The sequence below is a fragment of the Kitasatospora sp. NPDC127116 genome (assembly GCF_042677365.1).
Classification (GTDB): domain Bacteria; phylum Actinomycetota; class Actinomycetes; order Streptomycetales; family Streptomycetaceae; genus Kitasatospora; species Kitasatospora lactacystinica.
The window spans coordinates 71,937-92,874 of record NZ_JBHXTL010000002.1 but is presented as its reverse complement, the minus strand read 5'-3'; the positions used below and the strand labels follow the sequence as shown (position 1 = coordinate 92,874).

Annotated in this window: 17 protein-coding genes; 7 read left to right on the top strand and 10 right to left on the bottom strand. The window is 72.1% G+C overall.

What is annotated here, in order from left to right; genetic code table 11:
• Nucleotides 1–540: 540 nt before the first annotated feature.
• Complete coding sequence (locus ACFVHV_RS01470; protein WP_359903089.1) at nt 541–834, bottom strand: hypothetical protein; 294 nt, start codon at nt 832–834, stop codon at nt 541–543.
• Between the two features lie 74 nt (nt 835–908).
• On the opposite strand from ACFVHV_RS01470, the gene holA reads away from it, so the two are divergent.
• Nucleotides 909–1,907, top strand: coding sequence for a DNA polymerase III subunit delta (gene holA / locus ACFVHV_RS01465; RefSeq protein ID WP_359903086.1), 999 nt, complete (start codon nt 909–911; stop codon nt 1,905–1,907).
• A 92-nt stretch (nt 1,908–1,999) separates the two neighbouring features.
• Here holA and ACFVHV_RS01460 read toward each other — a convergent pair whose 3' ends face one another.
• Both ACFVHV_RS01460 and rpsT read right to left on the bottom strand, forming a co-directional pair.
• A complete protein-coding gene (locus ACFVHV_RS01460) occupies nt 2,000–2,815 on the bottom strand; it encodes a hypothetical protein (RefSeq protein ID WP_380348025.1) in 816 nt (271 codons plus the stop codon).
• Nucleotides 2,816–3,091: 276 nt separating this feature from the next.
• A complete protein-coding gene (gene rpsT, locus ACFVHV_RS01455; protein ID WP_030309778.1) occupies nt 3,092–3,361 on the bottom strand; it encodes a 30S ribosomal protein S20 in 270 nt (89 codons plus the stop codon).
• A 419-nt stretch (nt 3,362–3,780) separates the two neighbouring features.
• On the opposite strand from rpsT, the gene lepA reads away from it, so the two are divergent.
• Nucleotides 3,781–5,649, top strand: a complete 1,869-nt coding sequence (lepA, locus tag ACFVHV_RS01450) for a translation elongation factor 4 (RefSeq protein WP_359903081.1) — start codon at nt 3,781–3,783, stop codon at nt 5,647–5,649.
• A 162-nt stretch (nt 5,650–5,811) separates the two neighbouring features.
• Here lepA and ACFVHV_RS01445 read toward each other — a convergent pair whose 3' ends face one another.
• From ACFVHV_RS01445 to ACFVHV_RS01430, 4 genes are all read right to left on the bottom strand, one after another.
• Nucleotides 5,812–6,891, bottom strand: coding sequence for an NAD(P)/FAD-dependent oxidoreductase (locus ACFVHV_RS01445; protein ID WP_380348023.1), 1,080 nt, complete (start codon nt 6,889–6,891; stop codon nt 5,812–5,814).
• A gap of 88 nt (nt 6,892–6,979) precedes the next feature.
• Nucleotides 6,980–7,987 (bottom strand): RNA polymerase sigma factor SigJ, encoded by a 1,008-nt coding sequence (sigJ, locus tag ACFVHV_RS01440; protein WP_359903075.1) that lies wholly within the window; start codon nt 7,985–7,987, stop codon nt 6,980–6,982.
• 82 nt (nt 7,988–8,069) lie between these two features.
• Nucleotides 8,070–9,968 (bottom strand): ABC transporter ATP-binding protein, encoded by a 1,899-nt coding sequence (locus ACFVHV_RS01435; RefSeq protein WP_380348084.1) that lies wholly within the window; start codon nt 9,966–9,968, stop codon nt 8,070–8,072.
• A 155-nt stretch (nt 9,969–10,123) separates the two neighbouring features.
• Nucleotides 10,124–11,857 (bottom strand): ABC transporter ATP-binding protein, encoded by a 1,734-nt coding sequence (locus tag ACFVHV_RS01430; protein WP_359903072.1) that lies wholly within the window; start codon nt 11,855–11,857, stop codon nt 10,124–10,126.
• A gap of 306 nt (nt 11,858–12,163) precedes the next feature.
• On the opposite strand from ACFVHV_RS01430, the gene ACFVHV_RS01425 reads away from it, so the two are divergent.
• Genes ACFVHV_RS01425 through ACFVHV_RS01415 form a run of 3 tightly spaced genes read left to right on the top strand, consistent with a single transcriptional unit; the run spans nt 12,164 to nt 15,971 of the window.
• Nucleotides 12,164–14,086, top strand: a complete 1,923-nt coding sequence (locus ACFVHV_RS01425; protein WP_380348021.1) for an AMP-dependent synthetase/ligase — start codon at nt 12,164–12,166, stop codon at nt 14,084–14,086.
• 57 nt (nt 14,087–14,143) lie between these two features.
• Nucleotides 14,144–15,373: a radical SAM family heme chaperone HemW gene (gene hemW, locus ACFVHV_RS01420; protein ID WP_359903067.1), complete on the top strand. Its 1,230-nt coding sequence runs from the start codon at nt 14,144–14,146 to the stop codon at nt 15,371–15,373.
• Nucleotides 15,374–15,413: 40 nt separating this feature from the next.
• Nucleotides 15,414–15,971: a Uma2 family endonuclease gene (locus ACFVHV_RS01415; protein WP_359903064.1), complete on the top strand. Its 558-nt coding sequence runs from the start codon at nt 15,414–15,416 to the stop codon at nt 15,969–15,971.
• Here ACFVHV_RS01415 and ACFVHV_RS01410 read toward each other — a convergent pair.
• From ACFVHV_RS01410 to htpX, 3 genes are read right to left on the bottom strand one after another with little or no spacing between them, the layout of a single operon-like run.
• Complete coding sequence (locus tag ACFVHV_RS01410; protein ID WP_359903061.1) at nt 15,962–16,795, bottom strand: DUF3097 domain-containing protein; 834 nt, start codon at nt 16,793–16,795, stop codon at nt 15,962–15,964. The genes ACFVHV_RS01415 and ACFVHV_RS01410 overlap by 10 nt on opposite strands.
• A gap of 31 nt (nt 16,796–16,826) precedes the next feature.
• Nucleotides 16,827–17,411, bottom strand: coding sequence for a hypothetical protein (locus ACFVHV_RS01405; protein WP_359903058.1), 585 nt, complete (start codon nt 17,409–17,411; stop codon nt 16,827–16,829).
• Between the two features lie 32 nt (nt 17,412–17,443).
• Complete coding sequence (gene htpX, locus ACFVHV_RS01400; protein ID WP_380348018.1) at nt 17,444–18,364, bottom strand: zinc metalloprotease HtpX; 921 nt, start codon at nt 18,362–18,364, stop codon at nt 17,444–17,446.
• 289 nt (nt 18,365–18,653) lie between these two features.
• On the opposite strand from htpX, the gene hrcA reads away from it, so the two are divergent.
• Both hrcA and dnaJ read left to right on the top strand, forming a co-directional pair.
• The gene (gene hrcA / locus ACFVHV_RS01395; protein WP_359903053.1) at nt 18,654–19,688 is read left to right on the top strand and encodes a heat-inducible transcriptional repressor HrcA; all 1,035 of its coding nucleotides are present in this window, start codon (nt 18,654–18,656) and stop codon (nt 19,686–19,688) included.
• A 76-nt stretch (nt 19,689–19,764) separates the two neighbouring features.
• Nucleotides 19,765–20,904, top strand: a complete 1,140-nt coding sequence (gene dnaJ, locus ACFVHV_RS01390; RefSeq protein WP_359903050.1) for a molecular chaperone DnaJ — start codon at nt 19,765–19,767, stop codon at nt 20,902–20,904.
• Nucleotides 20,905–20,938 lie beyond the last annotated feature (34 nt).

The following is a 20,938-nucleotide window of genomic DNA, read 5'->3' as shown; positions in this document are numbered from 1 at the left end:
TAACACCCTCAAAACGCGGGGGCGCGCTGCGTGCGCGGGGCCGGCCCCGCCCCGGAGAAATGCCACAAGCTCAGGGGGAGGCGAGGGCGGCCCGCGGCAAGGTGCCACAGGAACGCGCAAAGGCCTGGAAATGCGGGTTGCGGCGCGCACCGGGCAAGCCGGAGCGCGGCACGGCCGCGCCGGCCCGCCGGTTCGCGCACCGGGCCTGCCGGGAGGCGGTCCAACTCCTGTACGGCGCCGTGGGATCGGCCGCGATCTACACCGGGCGCACCCCGCTCGACCGCTGCTGCGCGACGTCATCACCGCGGGCCGGCACGTCGCCTCGGTGGAGAAGGTCCTCGATGGCGTCGGCGACCTCCGGCCCGGGGGGCGCCTCCGGCTCCCCGCACTTCTGATCCGGCCGGGCCGGTCCGGGCGGGCAGGGGCGCCGACGGCAGGGGCCGGCTCGCCGCGGTGGTCGAGCCGGCCCGGAAGATGTCGGGGTGCCGGGTGCCGGGTGCCGGGTGCCGGGTGCCGGGTGCCGGGTGCCGGCCTCAGGGCTCAGGCCTCCTCGCGCCAGCCCTCGTAGCCGGTCGCGAGGGTGTCGAGGGCGTGCAGCAGGGCGGGGGTCCAGCCGCTCTCCGGGGCCTCGGCGACGACCAGCCACTGGGCGTCCTCGGCGTCGTCCTCGCCCGCGAGCGCGTCGCGGACGACTTCGAGCTCGCCGAGGTCGGGCTGGGTGGCGCCGAGTTCCTCGGCCGCCTCCTGGGCGGTGTCGCGGTCGGGCAGGACGAGCAGCTGCCGGGCGTACGGGTCGTCGACGTCCGGGAGGTCGGTGGTCTGGTTCTCGCTCACCCGGCCATTGTCCAGGTCGGGCCGCCCGCTCCGTCGGGCGGGAGTGTCCGCGGCCCGTGGGATGCTGGTAGGCGATGGCCAGGAAGAGTGCACCCGACGACCTGCTCGCCCCGCTGACCCTCGCGGTCGGCCAGGAGGAGCTGCTGCTGGACCGTGCGGTCGCCCAGGTGGTGGCGGCGGCGAAGGCGGCGGACCCGGACACCGACGTGCGGGACCTGCCGCCCGGCGGCCTGCAGCCCGGCAGCCTTGCCGAGCTGACCACGCCGTCGCTGTTCGCCGAGCGCAAGGTGATCGTGGTCCGGGCCGCACAGGACCTCTCCGCCGACTCGGTGAAGGAGGTCAAGGCGTACATCGAGGCGCCGGCCGAGGAAGTGATCATGGTGCTGGTGCACGCCGGCGGCGCCAAGGGCAAGGGCCTGCTGGACGCCGGGCGCAAGGCCGGCGGGCGTGAGGTGGCCTGCGCCAAGCTGGCCAAGGCGAGCGAGCGGCTGGCCTTCGTCAAGGGCGAGTTCCGCACCCTGGGCCGCTCGGCGACCCCGGAGGCCTGCCAGGCGCTGCTGGACGCGCTCGGCAGCGACCTGCGCGAGCTGGCCGCCGCCTGTCACCAGCTGACCTCGGACGTCGAGGGCGCGATCGACGAGACGGTGGTGGCCCGCTACTACAGCGGCCGGGCCGAGGCGACCGGCTTCGAGGTGGCGGACCTGGCGGTCACCGGCCGGGCCGCGGAGGCGCTGGAGCGGCTGCGCTGGGCGCTGGCCGTCGGCCAGCCGCCGACCGGCATCACCTACGCGCTGGCCTCCGGGGTGCGCAGCATCGGCCGGCTGGCGAGCGCCGGGCGGAACATGCGCCCGGGTGACCTGGCCCGCGAGCTGGGCATGCCGCCGTGGAAGGTCGACCGGGTCCGCCAGCAGATGCGCGGCTGGACGGGCGACGGGGTGGCCACCGCTTTGACCGCGATCGCCCAGGCCGACGCCGCCGTCAAGGGCGGATCGGACGACCCGGCCTTCGCCCTGGAGCGCGCGGTGGTCGCCGTCGCCCGGGCATCCCGGGCCGGCTCCCGGCCCGCCTACTGACGGCCCGCCTACCGACGGGCCCGTCCACCGATGGCCCGCCCACCGATGGTCCGTCCACTGGCGGCGCGGGGCGGCGGTGCGAGCGGTCCGGCCTACTTCTTCATGGCCCGGAGGGCGTCCTGCCCGTCGGACTGGAGGGCGCCGCGCAGCTCGTCCTTGGACGGCGGCTTGCCCTTGCCCTCGGTGTAGCTGGCCGAGTAGGTGACGTAGTACGTCATCCCGCCGTCGCGGATGTCCAGCTCGGCGTAGACGCTGTGGTACTGGTCCGAGCCGTCGTCCTTGTACAGGAAGTACGCCTCCTCGCCGAGCCCCGCGATGTCGGTGACCTGGTAGCCGCGCGCCCGGTAGAGCTCCTTGTTGGCCTCCAGCTCGGGCGCCGGGTTGACCGCCTTGTGCAGGTCGACGCGCATGTAGAGGTTGGCGTACTCGCTGTCGCTGGTGCCGCCGGTGCGCTTGAGCGACATCGAGCAGTTCATGCTGTCCAGCGCCGGGTGCCGGTCGGTGTGGTGGGTCGACTTGGAGGTGTCCGAGACGGAGTACGTCTGGAGGATCTTCGTGGGCTTCCCGGTGGTGCAGAAGTCGTCGGAGAGCCGGTAGCCGCGCAGGTCGCGCGGGGAGGACTGGCTGGTGACCAGACCGGGGACGGTCATCACGGCGGCGGCCCAGCCGACCGAGACGATCACCGCTCCGACGAACGCCCAGACGGCGTTGCGCCGCAGGTTCCCGCTCCGTCCGGGGCCCGGGGCGGCGGGCAGGCCGGGCGCGGTGGGCAGCCCCGGCGGCGGTCCGAAGCCGCCCGCGCCCGCGGGCCCCGGGGCGCCCGGTACCGGCTGCGCGCCCCCGCCCGGTTGTTGCGGGAAGCCGTACCCCGGTCCGTTCGGTGCCGGTGGCGGCGGTGGCGTCGTCATGGAAGTTCCCCCTGGACCTGGTGCCGGGGTGCTCCCCGCACCTCGAACCGCACGTCGAACGGACCTGACCGACCATAGCGGCCGGACCGCGGAACGCGACAGGCGCCGCAGTGGTCTCCGGGGAGGAGGCCGACTGCGACGCCTGTCGTACTGCTTGGTTGCACCGCACCCGCGTGGCGAACGCAGGCCGCGTACGGTGCGAGTCTCGCGCGCCTCGGGGGTCCGGGTAGAGGGCCGGGTCGTCCCGAAGCGATGGGGGTCACCGCCCCCGGGGCGTCAGGCCTGGACGGCCGTGTTGACGCGCTTGGTGATGGCCGACTTCTTGTTGGCGGCCTGGTTGGCGTGGATGACGCCCTTGCTCACGGCCTTGTCCAGCGCCTTGGAGGCGGCGCGGGCCAGCTCGGTGGCCTTCTCGGTCTCGCCGGCGGCAGCGGCCTCACGGGCCTTGCGCAGAGCGGTCTTCAGCGAGGACTTGACGGCCTTGTTGCGAAGGCGCGCCTTCTCGTTGGTCTTGTTGCGCTTGATCTGGGACTTGATGTTCGCCACGAAGGAGCCTCAGTCTGTCTAAAGATTGTGAACGGGGTTGCAACCGGCGGCCTTCGGTCCAGCTGAGAGGGCATGCCGAGGCCGGGTGCAGCAGCCCACGCTACCAGGGGCCCGCTGCCCGCCCCAAACCGGGCGCTCGCGAGGACCGCACCCGGGCGCCCGCGAGGACCGCCCCCGGGCCCGTGCGAGGACCGCGCCCGGACGCTCGCGAGCGCCGCCCCGACGCCCGCGAGGAGCTTCCCCGGTGCCCACGGGGACCGCCCCGGGTGCCCGGGAGACTCCCGGACGGTGCCCCGGGCCGCAGTCGTGGGAAGATGGGAGGAACTATTTCGATCGGACGAGACTGTCCGGTCCCCGGGAAACCGGTCAGCGATGATCCGGACACCCCCGGCCCCGGACCAACGGAGAATCGGACCAAGGTGCCCGCGACCCCCAGCAATGTGCCAGAGCCCAGCCGTACCGACCCGGCGCTGATCCGCAACTTCTGCATCATCGCCCACATCGACCACGGCAAGTCGACGCTCGCAGACCGGATGCTGCAGATCACCGGCGTCGTCGACCCCCGGCAGATGCGTGCCCAGTACCTCGACCGCATGGACATCGAGCGTGAGCGCGGCATCACCATCAAGTCGCAGGCGGTCCGCCTCCCGTGGGCGCCGAAGACCGGCCCGAACGCCGGGGCGACCCACATCCTCAACATGATCGACACCCCCGGCCACGTGGACTTCACGTACGAGGTGTCCCGTTCGCTCGCCGCGTGCGAGGGCACCATCCTGGTGGTCGACGCGGCCCAGGGCATCGAGGCGCAGACCCTCGCCAACCTGTACCTGGCGCTGGAGAACGACCTCACGATCGTCCCGGTCCTCAACAAGATCGACCTCCCGGCCGCCCAGCCGGAGAAGTACGCCGCCGAGATCGCCCACATCATCGGCTGCGACCCGTCCGACGTGCTCCAGGTCAGCGCCAAGACCGGCCTGGGCGTCGAGGACCTGCTGGACCACATCGTCAACACCGTCCCGGCCCCGGTCGGCGTCAAGGACGCCCCGGCCCGCGCGATGATCTTCGACTCGGTGTACGACTCCTACCGCGGCGTGGTCACCTACGTCCGTGTCGTGGACGGCCAGCTCACCAAGCGCGAGCGCATCGCGATGATGTCCACCGGCGCCACCCACGAGCTGCTGGAGATCGGCGTCATCTCGCCCGAGCCGAAGGTCGCGGACGGCCTCGGCGTCGGCGAGGTGGGCTACATCATCACCGGTGTGAAGGACGTCCGGCAGTCCAAGGTCGGTGACACGATCACCTCGATGCACAAGGGCGCCACCGAGCCGCTCGGCGGCTACAAGGACCCGCGCCCGATGGTGTTCTCCGGCCTGTACCCGTTGGACGGCTCGGACTACCCGCTGCTGCGCGACGCCCTGGACAAGCTGCGCCTCAACGACGCCGCGCTGGTGTACGAGCCGGAGACCTCGGTCGCGCTCGGCTTCGGCTACCGCTGCGGCTTCCTCGGCCTGCTGCACCTGGAGATCATCCGGGAGCGCCTGGAGCGCGAGTTCAACCTCGACCTGATCTCCACCGCCCCGAACGTGGTCTACCGGGTGGTGATGGAGGACGGCACCGAGCACACCGTCACCAACCCGAGCGAGTTCCCGACCGGCAAGATCTCCGAGGTGTTCGAGCCGGTCGTGCGCGGCACCATCCTGGCGCCCAACGAGTTCGTCGGCGCGATCATGGAGCTCTGCCAGTCCCGCCGCGGCAACCTCCAGGGCATGGACTACCTCTCCGAGGACCGCGTCGAGCTGCGCTACACCCTGCCGCTCGCGGAGATCGTCTTCGACTTCTTCGACCAGCTGAAGTCCAAGACCCGCGGCTACGCCTCGCTGGACTACGAGCCCATCGGCGAGCAGGCCGCCCAGCTGGTGAAGGTCGACATCCTGCTGCACGGCGACCCGGTGGACGCGTTCTCCGCGATCGTGCACAAGGACAAGGCCTACAGCTACGGCGTGATGATGGCGGGCAAGCTCCAGAAGCTCATCCCCCGCCAGCAGTTCGAGGTGCCGATCCAGGCGGCCATCGGCTCCCGGGTGATCGCCCGTGAGACGGTCCGCGCGATCCGCAAGGACGTCCTCGCCAAGTGCTACGGCGGTGACATCTCCCGCAAGCGGAAGCTGCTGGAGAAGCAGAAGGAAGGCAAGAAGCGGATGAAGATGGTCGGCAGCGTGGAGGTCCCGCAGGAGGCCTTCATCGCCGCGCTGTCCACCGACGCCGAGACGCCGAAGGACAAGAAGTAGCGGCACGGCGGCGACGCAACGCCGGAAGGGCCCGGGCACCCGCCCGGGCCCTTCCGGCGTTTCCGGAGCCCCCGCCCCCGCCCCCGGCCCCGGCGCGTCCGGCAGCGGCCGGCGGGAACGGCGGGAACGGCGGGAACGGCGGGGCCGGCGGGGACGGCGGGCCTACTTCAGGCTGTTGAGGACCACGGCGACGATCGCCGCCTTCGCCAGCCGCCCCGCGGTGCCGGTGAACACGGTGGGCCGCATCGAGTCGTCCGGGCGGACCACCTGGAGCAGCCCGTCCCGCCGGCCGAGGCTCACGCACTGCACCTGGTACCGGAACGAGAACGGCCCCTCGGTGCGCCCGTCCAGCAGCCTGCCGAGGTACTGGCCCTGCGGCAGGGCGGTGGCGCAGCCCATCCGCAGGGTGCCGATGCCGGGGACGGTGACCGCGGCGGCGTCGCCGATCACGTGGACGTCAGGGTGGGAGACCGACCGCAGGTGGTCGTCCACCACGGCCCGGCCGCGCCCGTCCACGGCCAGTCCGGCCTCGGCGGCCAGCGGGTGCGGCTCCAGCGAGGCGGCCCAGACGACGAGGTCGGCCTCGATCGGGCCGGCGGTGGTGCGCAGCCCGTCCGGGGTGACCTCGGTGACGGTGGTGTTCTCGTGGACGCTCGCGCCGAGCTGGGCGAGGACGCGCCGGACGTGGGCCCGGCCCTTGGCCGAGTAGACGCCGCCGACCAGGCCGGAGGCGACGATCCGCACCTGCCAGGAGGGGTGGGCCTCGGCGAGTTCGGTGGCCAGCTCGATGCCGGTGGCGCCGCCGCCGACCACGGCCAGGGTGCCGGGCCGGTCGGCCGTGTCGATCCGGCGGCGCAGTTCGGTGGCGCGTTCCGCCGGGTAGGCGAGCTGTTCGGCGCCGGGGACGGCGTGCCAGGCGGTGCGGCTGCCGAGGGCGTGGACCAGGGTGTCGTACCCGAGGGTGGTGCCGTCGTCGAGCCGGACCTCGCGCGCGGCCGGGTCGAGTCCGACGGCCCGGGCCCGGCGGTGGGTGATCCGGCCGCCGCGGGTGAGCTCGCCGATGGTGGGCCAGTCGCGGCCGTGGCCGGCCGCGGTCTCGTGCTGGCGGATGCGGTGCAGGATCCGCTCCTCGGGGGCGACCAGGGTGACGTCGTGGTGCCGGCCGGCGCCCTTGGCCGCGGTGAGCCCGGCGTACCCGGCGCCCAGTACGACGATCCGTTGCCCGGTGGTGGTGCTGCTCATCTCGTCCGCCTCCTCGCGAGGGCGCTCCGGTGGAGCGCTGTTCGGGAAGGGGACGACGCGGCCGGCCGGGGTGTGACGGTGACCCGTGTCACAGCTCCACGGCGGGGACCCGGGCGAGCTTCTCGGGGTTGACCACGACGTGCGCCTCGGTGATCCGCCCGTCGGCCACGGTGAAGGCGAGGACGCCGCCGACCGTGCCGGTGGCCCGGTCGTACCAGACCAGTCCGGGTTCGCCGTTGACCACCGCGGTGGTGGTGGCGGTGTCGGGGGTGAACCACTTGGCGACCAGGCCGGCCACCATCCGGGCCACCCGGTCGGCGCCGTGGATCGGGCGGACTCCGGCGCGGACGATGCCGCCGCCGTCGGAGTGCCAGACCACGTCGGGGTCGAGGACCTCCATCAGGGCGAGGATGTCGCCGCGGGTGCTGGCGGCGGCGAAGGCCTCGACGGCCTGGCGGTGCTCGGCCCGGTCGGTCCCGCCGGTGCGCCGGGCGGCGTCCTGTGCGTGGTTGCCGTCGCGGACCCGGCGGCGGGCCCGGGAGGCGAGCTGGCGGGCGGCGTCGGGGGTGCGTTCCAGGGAGGCGGCGATCTCCTCGAAGCCGACCGCGAAGACGTCGTGCAGTACGAAGGCGGCCCGTTCGGCGGGGGTGAGCTGTTCCAGTACGGCCAGCAGGGCGAGCGAGACGGACTCGCCGCGTTCGGCCAGTTCGGCGGGGGAGTCGGGGCCGGCGGCGTAGGTGACGGCGGGCTCGGGCAGCCACTCGCCGTAGTAGGCCTCGCGGCGGGCCCGGGCGGAGCCCAGCTGGTCGTAGCAGAGCCGGGTGACGACGGTGGTGAGGAAGGCGCGCGGGTCGGCGACGGCGGAGCGGTCGGCGGCCCGCCAGCGCAGCCAGGCGTCCTGGAGGACGTCCTCGGCGTCGGTGAACGAGCCGAGCAGCCGGTAGGCGACCGAGCCCAGGTAGCGGCGGTTCGCCTCGAAGGCGTCCGGCGTCCGCGGGGTTCCGGAGGCAGCGGGGGTCCCGGAGGCAGCGGGGGTTCCGGGGGTGCCGGGCGCGGCAGGGGTGTCCGGGCGGTCCGGGGCCTGGTCGTCGATCACGGGCCCAACGTAGCGCGCGGTGTCCGCGAAGCGAAGGGCCGGGGCGGGAAGTCCCCGCCCCGGCCCTCCGGTCGGCCGGACGTCAGTCCATCTCGACCGCGGCCTCGGCGAACTGTGCCTGGTAGAGCCGGGCGTAGGCGCCGTCGGCGGCGATCAGCTCGTCGTGCGAGCCCTGTTCGACGATCGAGCCGTTCTCCATCACCAGGATCACGTCGGCGTCCCGGATGGTGGAGAGCCGGTGGGCGATCACGAAGCTGGTGCGGCCGGTGCGCAGCCGGGCCATGGCCCGCTGGATCAGCACCTCGGTGCGGGTGTCGACGGAGCTGGTCGCCTCGTCCAGGACCAGGATGGACGGCTGGGCGAGGAACGCCCGGGCGATGGTGATCAGCTGCTTCTCGCCGGTGCTGACGTTGGTGCCCTCGTCGTCGATGACGGTGTCGTAGCCGTCCGGCAGGGTGCGCACGAAGCGGTCGACGTGGGCGGCCCTGGCGGCCTCGACGACCTGCTCGCGGGTGGCCGACTCGGCGCCGTAGGCGATGTTGTCGGCGATGGTGCCGCCGAACAGCCAGGTGTCCTGGAGCACCATGCCGATGCCGGAGCGCAGTTCCTCGCGGGACATCGCGGCGATGTCCACGCCGTCGAGGGTGATCCGTCCGGAGCTGACCTCGTAGAACCGCATCAGCAGGTTGACCAGGGTGGTCTTGCCGGCGCCGGTGGGGCCGACGATGGCGACGGTCTGCCCGGGTTCGACCTTGAGCGAGAGGTCCTCGATGAGCGGCTTCTCGGGGTCGTAGCGGAAGGCCACGTCCTGGAAGGCGACCCGGCCGTGCAGTACGTCGGGCCGTTCGGGCATGGCCGGTTCGGGGCTCTGCTCGGGCGCGTCCAGCAGCTCGAAGACGCGCTCGGCGGAGGCGACGCCGGACTGCACCAGGTTGGCCATGCTGGCGACCTGGGTGAGCGGCTGGCTGAACTGCCGCGAGTACTGGATGAACGCCTGGACGTCGCCGATGGACAGCGAGCCGCTGGCCACCCGCAGGCCGCCGACGACGGCGACCAGCACGTACTGGAGGTTGCCGATCAGCATCATCGCGGGCTGGATGGTGCCGGAGATGAACTGGGCCTTGTAGCTGGCCTGGTAGAGCGCGTCGTTGTGCTCGCGGAAGGTCTCCGCGGACTCCTGCTGGCGCCCGAACACCTTGACCAGGGTGTGGCCGGTGTACATCTCCTCGATGTGGGCGTTGAGCTGGCCGGTGGACTTCCACTGCTGGACGAACTGCGGCTGGGCCCGCTTGCCGACCTTGGTGGCGACGATCACCGAGGCGGGCACCGAGACCAGTGCGATCACGGCGAGCAGCGGGGAGATCCAGAACATCATCGCGAGCACGCCGACCACGGTGAGCAGCGAGTTGACGACCTGTCCGAGGGTCTGCTGCATGGACTGGCCGATGTTGTCGATGTCGTTGGTGACCCGGCTGAGCACCTCGCCGCGCGGCTGCTTGTCGAAGTAGCTGAGCGGCAGCCGGGAGAGCTTGGCCTCGACGTCCTGGCGCAGCCGGTAGCCGGCGGCCTGGATGGCCCGGGTGGCCAGCCGGCCCTGGAAGATCCCGAAGACGGCGGAGGCGACGTAGATGCCGAGGACCCAGAGCAGGACGGTGCCGATGGCGCCGAAGTCCATGCCCTGGCCGGGGGTGAAGTCGACGGAGGAGAGCAGGTCGGCGACGCCGCCCTCGCCGTGGGCGCGCAGCCCGTCGACGACCTGTTCCTTGGAGGTGCCGGCCTGGAAGCGGGCGCCGACGACGCCGGCGAAGATCAGGTCGGTGGCGTCGCCGAGGATCTTGGGGCCGATGACGGCGCAGCCGATGCCGATGACGCCGAGGATCAGGACGCCGATCAGGGTGTTGCGTTCGGGGCGCAGCAGGCCGAGGACGCGCTTGCCGGAGCCCTTGAAGTCCATCGACTTCTCGGTGCCCTGGCCGCCCATGAAGCGGCCGGGGCCGGCGGGGCCGCGGCGGGCGGCGGCGGCCTGGGAGTCGCTGGGCAGTCCGGCGTCCTTCGGCGGGGTGTCCTTCTTCAGGGTGTCCGTGGGGGCGCCGCCGGGGGCCTGCCCCTTGTCCAGGTCGGGCTTTCCGGGCGTGGTCACGCCGCCTCCTGCTCGGTGAGCTGGGAGAGCACGATCTCCCGGTACGTCGGGTTGTCGGCCATCAGCTCGTGGTGGGTTCCGGTGCCGACGACGGCGCCCTCGTCGAGGACGACGATCCGGTCGGCGTCGCGGATGGTGGACACGCGCTGGGCGACGATCAGGACGGTGGCGTCGGAGGTCTCGCGGGCGAGGGCCTTGCGGAGCTTGGCGTCGGTGGCGTAGTCGAGCGCGGAGAAGGAGTCGTCGAAGAGGTAGACGGATGGCCGGCGGACCAGGGTCCGGGCGATGGCCAGGCGTTGGCGCTGGCCGCCGGAGACGTTGCCGCCGCCCTGGGCGATGGGGGCGTCGAGGCCTTCGGGCAGCTTCTCGACGAACTCCTTGGCCTGGGCGATCTCCAGGGCGTGCCAGAGCTCCTCGTCGGTGGCGTCGGGCCGGCCGTAGCGGAGGTTGCTGGCGATGGTGCCGGAGAAGAGGTAGGGCTTCTGCGGGACGATGCCGACGTTCTCGGCGAGCGCGGCGGGGGCGAGTTCGCGGACGTCGACGCCGTCGAGCAGGACCTGGCCGGAGGTGGCGTCGAAGAGCCGGGGGACGAGGCCGAGCAGGGTGGACTTGCCGCTGCCGGTGGAGCCGATGATCGCGGTGGTCTCGCCGGGGCGGGCGGTGAGGTCGATGGCGCGCAGCACCGAGGCCTCGGCGCCGGGGTAGCGGAAGTCGACGTCGCGCAGTTCCAGGTTGCCGCGGCGCAGCACCTTCCGGACGGGGTCGGTGGGCGGGACGACGCTGCTGTGGGTGCCGAGGACCTCCTCGATGCGCTCGGCGCAGACCTCGGCGCGCGGCACCATCATGAACATGAAGGTGGCCATCATGACGCTCATCAGGATCTGCATCAGGTAGGAGAGGAACGCGGTGAGCGCGCCGATCTCCATGGCGCCGCTGTCGATGCGGTGGGCGCCGAACCAGAGCACGGCGACGCTGGAGACGTTCACCACCAGCATGACGGCGGGGAACATGATGGACATCAGCCGGCCGACCTGGCGGGCGACCTGGGTGAGGTCCTCGTTGGCGTCGGCGAAGCGGGCCTGCTCCTGGTCGTCCTTGACGAAGGCGCGGATGACCCGGATGCCGGTGATCTGCTCGCGCAGGACCCGGTTCACGGTGTCGATCCGTTCCTGCATGCTGCGGAACCGGGGGCGCAGCGCGCGGACCAGCAGGACCACGACGACGCCGAGCGCGGGGATGACGGCGAGCAGCAGGCCGGAGAGCGGGACGTCCTGGTTGAGCGCCATGATGATGCCGCCGACGCACATGATCGGCGCGGCGACCATGAGCGTGAAGCTCATCAGGGCGAGCATCTGGACCTGCTGGACGTCGTTGGTGGTCCGGGTGATCAGCGAAGGGGCGCCGAACTGGCCGACCTCGCGGGCGGAGAAGCTCTGCACCCGGTCGAAGACGGCGGCGCGGACGTCCCGGCCGAAGGCCATGGCGGTGCGCGCGCCGATGAAGACGGCGCCGACCGAGCACAGGGCCTGGAGGACGGTGACGGCGATCATCACCCCGCCGACGCGCAGGATGTAGCCGGTGTCGCCCTTGACCACGCCGTCGTCGATGATGTCGGCGTTGAGCGTCGGCAGGTAGAGCGCCGCGAGGGTGGACACCAGCTGGAGCAGTACCAGCAGGGTGATCGGTCGGGAGTACGGGCGCAGGTACGCCCTCAGCAATCTGATCAGCACTAGCACACTCTTGTCGTCGCCGGTCGGGTTCGCACCCCAATTCTCCGTGTTCTGTAGCGTCGTACAGGTCATTCGGCGTGCGGGAGCCGGAGGTTTGCCGGGCCTTTGCCGAACGGACGGGTCCGGCACCGGTGGCGCGGGGGCGTGCCGTCGGGCGCTGCCCTCTTACGGAATGACCGGTTTCCCCCTAGGCTGCTGATTGCCCCTTTGTTACTGACCGGTACCGTTCAGGTGAACCGGGGCCCGGCGACCGCCCCCACGGACGCCGCGACAATCCAGACGGCCACCCGCCCCCGGAGGTCCTCGTTGAGTTCCGCGCAGTCCCTGATCGGCTCCGGCAGGTCCGACCTCGTCGCCGGGCGTCCGGCCTCCGTCGCCCACCTGTTCCTGGAGCGGGTCGCCCTGACCCCGAACGCCGAGGCCTACCGCTACCCCTCGCCCGTGGACGAGCAGGCCGCCGACGGCGCGCCCGGCGCCGAGCAGTGGCGCTCGCTCACCTGGGCGCAGACCGCGACCCGGGTCAAGGCCGTGGCCGCCGGCCTGATGGCACTCGGCATCCACCCCGAGGACCGGGTGGCCCTGGCCTCCTCGACCCGGCTGGAATGGATCGTCGCCGACCTCGGCGCCATGTGCGCGGGCGCCGCGATCACCACCGTCTACCCGAGCACCAACGCGGACGAGACGGCGTTCATCCTCTCCGACTCCGGTTCCCGGGCGCTGTTCGCCGAGAACGCGGCCCAGCTGGCCAAGGCCGTCGGGCAGCTCGACCAGCTGCCCGAGCTGCGCACCGTGATCCTCTTCGACGCGCCCGCCGAGGCCCCCGAGAGCGCCGGCCTGGAGCTGCTCACCCTCGCGGAGCTGGAGGAGCGCGGCGCCCGGTACCTGGCGGAGCACCCGGACGCGGTGGAGAAGGCCGTCGACGGGCTCGACAAGGAGCAGCTGGCCACCCTCATCTACACCTCCGGCACCACCGGCCGCCCCAAGGGCGTGCGCCTGGTGCACGACTGCTGGGCGTACGAGGGCCGGGCGCAGGAGGCCAGCGGACTGCTGGGCCCCGACGACGTGCAGTTCATGTGGCTGCCGCTGTCGCACGTGTTCGGCAAGACGCTGATCTCCGGGCAGATCGCCACCGGGCACGTGATGGCGGTGGACGGCCGGGTGGACCGGATCATCCACAACCTGCCGGTGATCCGGCCGACCATCATGGCCTCGGCCCCGCGCATCTTCGAGAAGGTCTACAACGGCATCGCGGGCAAGGCCCGGGCCGAGGGCGGCGCCAAGTACAAGATCTTCCTGTGGGCGGCGAAGGTCGCCCGCGAGCACGCCCGGGCGGTCCAGGAGAGCCGGGTGGCCACCGGCACCGAGACGGCCCCGCTGGGCCTGCGGGCGCAGCACGCGCTCGCCGACAAGCTGGTGTACGCGAAGATCCGGGCGGCCTTCGGCGGCCGGCTGCGCGGTGCGGTCTCCGGCAGCGCCGCGCTCGCCCCGGAGATCGGCTACTTCTTCATCGGCGCCGGGGTGCCGATCCTGGAGGGCTACGGCCTGAGCGAGACCAGCGCCGGCTCCTGCGTCAACCGCGCGGAGGACGTGCGGATCGGCACGGTGGGCCGCCCGCTGCCCGGCACCGAGGTGCGGATCGCCGAGGACGGCGAGATCCTGCTGCGCGGCCCGGGCGTCATGCGCGGCTACCACAACCTGCCGGAGAAGACCGCCGAGGTGCTGGAGTCGGACGGCTGGTTCCACACCGAGGACATCGGCGAGCTCACCCCGGACGGCTTCCTGCGGATCACCGACCGCAAGAAGGACCTGTTCAAGACCTCCGGCGGCAAGTACGTGGCGCCCAGCGAGGTCGAGGGCAAGTTCAAGGCGGTCTGCCCGTTCGTCAGCAACATCCTGGTGATCGGCAACGGCCGCAACTTCTGCACCGCGCTGATCGGCCTGGACGAGGCGGTCCTCCTGCCGTGGGCCGCCGAGCGCGGCCTGGCCGGCAGGAGCTACGCCGAACTGGCCGCCGAGCCGGCCGTGCACCAGCTGATCGAGGGCTTCGTCAAGCGGGTCAACGCCGACCTCCAGCGCTGGCAGACGATCAAGAAGTTCCACCTGCTGCCGCGCGACCTGGACATCGAGCACGGCGAGCTCACCCCGAGCCTGAAGATCAAGCGCCCGGTGGTCGAGCGGACCTACGCGGACGCCGTGGCGGCCATGTACGCGGGCGCCAACGAGGCCTGAGCCGCCCCGCCCCGTACGGCTCACCCGAACGGGTGCGCCGTACGGGACAATGGGCTCATGCCCTCCGCACTCCCCGACGGCGATCCGGTGCCGTCCGACGGTTCCCTGCCCGCGCACGCCCTCGACGGGCTGGGCGACCGGCCGTTCGGCTTCTACCTGCACGTGCCGTACTGCGCCAGCCGCTGCGGCTACTGCGACTTCAACACCTACACCGCCACCGAGCTGCGCTCCTCCGGGGCGGTCGCCTCGCAGGACACGTACGCGGACAACGTGGTCGCCGAGATCCGCCTCGCCCGGAAGGTGCTGGGGGACACGGACCTCCCGGTGCGGACCGTCTTCCTCGGCGGCGGCACCCCGACCCTGCTGCCCGCCCGCGACCTGGTGAAGATGCTCGCCGCGATACGCGAGGAGTTCGGGCTCGCCGAGGACGCCGAGGTCACCACCGAGGCCAACCCGGAGTCGGTCGACCCGGCGTACCTGGCCGAACTGCGCGAGGGCGGCTACAACCGGCTCTCCTTCGGCATGCAGAGCGCCCGCCCGCACGTCCTGAAGCTGCTCGACCGCCACCACACCCCGGGCCGCCCCGAGGCCTGCGTGGCCGAGGCCCGCGCGGCCGGCTTCGAGCACGTCAACCTCGACCTCATCTACGGCACCCCCGGCGAGTCCGACGACGACTGGCGGGCCTCCCTGGACGCCGCCATCGGCGCCGGGCCCGACCACGTCTCCGCGTACTCGCTGATCGTCGAGGAGGGCACCCGGCTCGCCGCCCGGGTCAAGCGCGGCGAACTGCCGATGATCGACGACGACGTGCACGCCGACCGCTACCTGATCGCCGAGGAGGCGCTCGCCGCCGCCGGCTACTCCTGGTACGAGGTCTCCAACTGGGCCACCGCCCCCGAGGGCCGCTGCCGCCACAACGAGCTGTACTGGACCGGCGCCGACTGGTGGGGCGCGGGCCCCGGCGCCCACAGCCACGTCGGCGGCGTCCGCTGGTGGAACGCCAAGCACCCCGCCGCCTACGCGCAGGCCCTCGCCGAGCAGCGCACCCCGGCGCTGGCCCGCGAGGTGCTGGCCGAGGAGGACCGCCGCGTCGAGCGGATCCTCCTGGAGCTGCGCCTGGTCGACGGCATCCCCCTGGACCTGCTCACCGACACCGGCCGCAAGGCGGCGGACCGGCACCTCGCCGACGGCCTCCTCGCCGCCGGGCCCTACGAGCAGGGCCGCGCCGCACTGACCCTCCAGGGCCGCCTCCTGGCGGACGCGGTTGTTCGTGACTTGGTGGACTGAGTGTCGTTAACGTGGTGTCAGCCGTCGTAGGGAGCGCGCAATGACCGCCATTGATGACCGGGTGACGGGGATCTTCGAGAATCTGGAGGTCCCCGAAGGCTTCAAAGCCGAGCTCATCAGGGGGGAAATCGTGATGATGGCCGGGCCGGACATGGTCCACAACCTCATCATCCGGGCCATCCAGCACCAGACGCCGTACACCCGGTGGAATGCACTGACCACGCAGGATGTGGCCTTTCCCCGCGAGGCCAGTGAGCCGCAGCCGGACCTGGTCGTGTTTGAGCGGGGGGCTGCGGAGGAGAGCGGTCGGCTGTTGCCCGCGCTTGCGGTCACCCTGGCGGTCGAGGTGGTTTCGAAGACCAGCGTGCTTCGCGACTACCGGACCAAACGGGAGCTCTATGCAGAGGGCCAGATTCCCGCATATCTGATTGTCGACCCGATCAAGGGTGTCTGTGTGCTGCTCACCGAGCCGAGTCGAGCGGCGGCCTCCGGGCTGCCGGACTACGCGGTCGAGCGGACCGCGAAGTTCGGCGAGTCGATTCCGCTGGATCTGCTCGACATCACGCTGGACACCTCGGAGTTCCGGACCTACTCCTGACCCGGCAGGGCCGTAAAGTCGATCAGTTCCTCCACCCGGCCCAGCAGTTCGGGTTCCAGGTCCTTGTAGCTGTCCACCTTCGACAGGATGTGCTTCCAGGCCGCCGGGGTGTCCACCGGCCAGCCGAGGCGGCGGCAGGTGCCCTCCTTCCAGTCCTCGCCCCGCGGGACGGCGGGCCAGCCGGGGATGCCCACGCTGGAGGGCTTCACGGCCTGCCAGATGTCGATGTAGGGGTGGCCGACGACCAGCACCGAGTCGCCGGTGACCCGGGCGGCGATGCGGTGCTCCTTCGTCCCCGGCAGCAGGTGGTCGACCAGGACGCCGAGGCGGCGGCCGGGGCCGGGCGCGAAGTCGGCGACGATCGCGGGCAGGTCGTCGATGCCGCGCAGGTACTCGACGACGACGCCCTCGATCCGCAGGTCGTCGCCCCAGACCCGCTCGACCAGCTCGGCGTCGTGCCGGCCCTCGACGTAGATCCGGGACTCGCGGGCGACCCGGGCGCGGGCGTTCGGGACGGCGACGGAGCCGGAGGCGGTGCGGCCCGGCGTCCGGGCGGGAGCCGGGCCGGCCGGGCGGACCAGGGTGACGGCCCGGCCCTCCAGCAGGAAGCCGCGCGGCACCAGCGGGAACACCCGGTGCTTGCCGAACCGGTCCTCCAGGGTGACGGTGAACCCCTCGGCGGTCTTCTCGCAGCGCACCACCGCCCCGCAGAAGCCGGTCGCCGCCTCCTCGACCACCAGGTCCCGCTCGGCGGGCACCTCCGGGGCGGGCCGCTGTTTCTTCCACGGCGGGGTCAGGTCGGGTCCGTACTGGCGGCTGCGCATACGGGTGATCATAGGGACGGCGGACGGTGTGTCAGAGGCCCGGCGCGCCCCAGACCGGGAACCAGCGGCTCAGGTCCTTCTCCAGCCGCAGGTCGTTCCCCAGCATCGCGTTGACCTGCAGCTCCAGCGGGCTGTTGCGCTTCTCCCCGCCGCCGGGCATCGGGGCGAAGGGATAGAACGTCCCGCGCTTGTAGAGGTAGACCAGGGCCAGCGACCGCCCCTGCGGATCGCGGAAGGCGACCAGCGAGCAGAGCAGCTGCGGCCCGAAGCCGTTCGCCTCCAGCTCGCTGTTGACCGCGTGCAGGTCGTTGACCAGCTCCGGCAGTTCGTCGGGCCGGTGCCGGGCGAGCAGCCAGGAGTAGCCGTAGTCGTCCTTGGAGGCCTCCACCGGGACGCCGCCGCGCTCGGTGTCGGCGTCCAGCAGGGCCCGGACCTGCTGCTCGACCTGGACGAAGGCCGCGCCCTCGACGGCCGCGAAGCAGACCGAGCCGAGCCCGGTGGGGGTGAACCCGGCCCCGGCCTCCAGGGTGAGCGCGGCGGACGGCACGCCGAACAGCTGGTCGAGGTCGGGCTTGACGGGCTTGGTGCGGCCGAACAGGGTGTCCAGGATTCCCACGGCGGTCCTTTCGCGTCAGGGGCTCGGCGGGTTCAGTGGCCGAGCTGCTCGGAGATCCTCGCCAGCTGCTCCAGCCGCTTCTCCAGGCTGGGGTGGGTGGAGAACAGCTGCGAGGCGGCCTCCCGGGCGCTCAGCGCGGGGGCGAAGTAGAAGGCGTTGTACGGCTGCGCCTGGCGCAGGTCCTTGCTGGGGATGGCCGCGATCTGCCCGGTCACCTTGGTGAGCGCCGAGGCCAGGGCGCTGGGCCGGCCGGTGAGCTGGGCGGCGGCCCGGTCGGCGGCCAGTTCGCGGTAGCGGGAGAGCAGCCGGGTGAGCAGGAAGCTGATCGCGTAGACGACGATCGACACCAGCGGGATGATCAGCGCCAGGATGGCGGCGTTCTGGTCGTTGTTGTTGCGCCCGCCGCCCATGAACCCGCCGTACACGGCGATCCGGGTCATCGCCCCGGCGAGGACGCCGAGGAACCCGGCGATCGTCATCACCGCGACGTCCCGGTGGGCGACGTGCGACAGCTCGTGCGCGAGGACTCCCTCCAGCTCCTCCGGTTCCAGCCGGCGCAGCAGCCCGGTGGTCACGCAGATCACCGCGTTCTGCGGGTTGCGGCCGGTGGCGAAGGCGTTCGGCATGTCGTTGTCGGCGACCGCCACCCGCGGTTTGGGCATGTCGGCCAGGGCGCAGAGCCGGTCGACGGTGCCGTGGAGTTGGGGGAACTCTTCCGGGGACACCTGGCGGGCGCCCATCGCCCGTTCGGTGATCTTGTCGCTGAACCAGAACTGGGCCACGAACAGCCCGCCGGAGATCAGGACGATCAGTGGCCAGGCGCCGCGCAGCAGCGCGATCAGCAGGCCGGTGAAACCGACGTACAGCAACCCGATCACGAACATCGTCGCGACCATGCGGCCGGTCAGGCCGCGGTCGGGCGCGAAACGGGTGTGCTGGCCCGAGCTCGACATCGCTTGCTCCTCCGTTCGCCGTCGCTTTCGATGCTGCCACCCGGACGGCCTCCCGGCACCACCCCGGTGCCGGGAGGATCGAACCGCCGGGGCCCCGCGGGCCGTGTCCGGAACTGCGGGGAGGATCACGCCCCTCGGGCCGTTCCTGCCGTAGGACCCGGGCCTTACACTGGCAGGTACGGTTCTGGCACTCGTACGTTCAGAGTGCCAAGACCGGGGGCCTCCCGGAGCGGCCCGCAGCAGTGAGGGACACAGTCGGACAACGTGCGAAGACGGAGGTGCGTGCCCCATGGCCGGTGAGGTCCGCCAGCTGGACGAACGCAAGCTCGCCGTACTCCGCGCGATCGTGCAGGACTACGTGGGCACCGAGGAGCCGGTCGGCTCCAAGGCCCTGGTGGAACGGCACAACCTCGGGGTCTCGCCGGCGACCGTCCGCAACGACATGGCGGCGCTGGAGGAGGAGGGCTACATCCACCAGCCGCACACCAGCGCCGGCCGCATCCCGACCGACAAGGGGTACCGCCTCTTCGTCGACAAGCTCGCCGAGATCAAGCCGATGAGCGCCCCCGAGCGCCGGGCCATCCGGCACTTCCTGGACGGCGCGGTCGACCTGGACGACGTGGTCGCCCGCACCGTGCGGCTGCTCGCCCAGCTGACCCGGCAGGTCGCGGTGGTGCAGTACCCCTCGCTGACGCGCTCCACCGTCCGGCACATCGAGCTGGTGGCGCTGGCCCCGGCCAAGGTGATGCTGGTACTGATCACCAACACCGGCCGGGTCGAGCAGCGGATGGTCGACTGCCCGGGCTCGGTCGGCGAGACGGTGCTGGCGGACCTGCGGGCCCGGATCAACGCGAGAGCCGCCGGCCGGCGCCTCCCGGAGGTCCCGGGGCTGCTGGAGGAACTGCCGGCGCTGTTCGAGCAGGCCGACCGGCCGACGGTCAGCACGGTCCTGGCGACCCTGTTCGAGACGCTCGCCGAGCAGAACGAGGAGCGGATCATGCTGGCCGGCACGGCCAACCTGACCCGCTTCGGGCACGACTTCCCGCTCACCATCCAGCCGGTGCTGGAGGCCCTGGAGGAGCAGGTCATCCTGCTCCGCCTCCTGGGTGAGACCGCGGACGCCGCGATGACGGTCCGGATCGGGCGGGAGAACGCCTATGAAGGGCTGAATTCCACCTCGATCGTTTCGGTCGGCTACGGTTCGGGCGACGAGAGCGTGGCGAAACTGGGTGTGATCGGTCCGACCCGGATGGACTACCCCGGCACAATGGGGGCGGTGCGAGCGGTGGCACGGTACGTGGGCCAGATCCTGGCCGAGTCCTAGCAAGGGCCACCGTTAGAATTTTTAACGGTGGCGTCCAGTCGCAGCACTACTACAGGCGGAACAAGCGGAGCATTTGGTGGCCACGGACTACTACGCGGTACTCGGCGTCCGACGGGATGCGGGGCAGGACGAGATCAAGAAGGCGTTCCGGCGCCTGGCACGCGAACTGCACCCGGACGTCAACCCGGACCCGAAGACGCAGGAGCGGTTCAAGGAGATCAACGCCGCCTACGAGGTGCTCTCCGACCCGCAGAAGCGTCAGGTCTACGACCTCGGCGGGGACCCGCTGTCCCCGGGCGGCGGCGGTGCCGGCGGCTTCGGCGCCGGCGCGGCGGGCTTCGGCTTCTCCGACATCATGGACGCCTTCTTCGGCGCCGCGGCCGGCCAGCGCGGCCCGCGCTCGCGCACCCGCCGCGGCCAGGACGCCATGATCCGGCTGGAGATCACCCTGGAGGAGGCCGCGTTCGGCACCACCAAGGAACTCCAGGTCGACACCGCCGTCACCTGCACCACCTGCAGCGGCGAGGGCGCGGCCCCCGGCACCTCGGCGCAGACCTGTGACATGTGTCGCGGCAAGGGCGAGGTCTCCCAGGTCACCCGGTCCTTCCTGGGCCAGGTCATGACCTCCCGCCCCTGCCCGCAGTGCCAGGGCTTCGGCACCGTCGTGCCGACCCCGTGCCCGGAGTGCGCCGGCGACGGCCGCGTGCGCGCCCGCCGCACCCTGACCGTCAAGATCCCGGCCGGCGTCGACAACGGCACCCGGATCCAGCTGGCCGGCGAGGGCGAGGTCGGCCCCGGCGGCGGCCCGGCCGGCGACCTGTACGTCGAGATCGCCGAGACCACCCACACCATCTTCCAGCGGCGCGGGGACGACCTGCACTGCACCGTCACCATCCCGATGACGGCGGCCTCGCTCGGCACCCGGGTGCCGCTGCAGACCCTGGACGGCCTGGAGGAGGTCGACATCCGGCCCGGCACCCAGTCCGGCCAGTCGATCCCGCTGCACGGCCGGGGCATCACCCACCTGCGCGGCGGCGGCCGGGGCGACCTGATAGTGCATGTCGAGGTGAAGACGCCCACCAAGCTCGACGCCGAGCAGGAGGAACTGCTGCGCCGCCTCGCGGTGCTGCGCGGCGAGGAGCAGCCGTCCGGCCAGTTCGCGCCGGGCCAGCAGGGCCTGTTCTCCCGCCTGAAGGACGCCTTCAACGGCCGGTAGTCGTCCGCGGAGGGGTGCCGGGGGATCCCGGCAC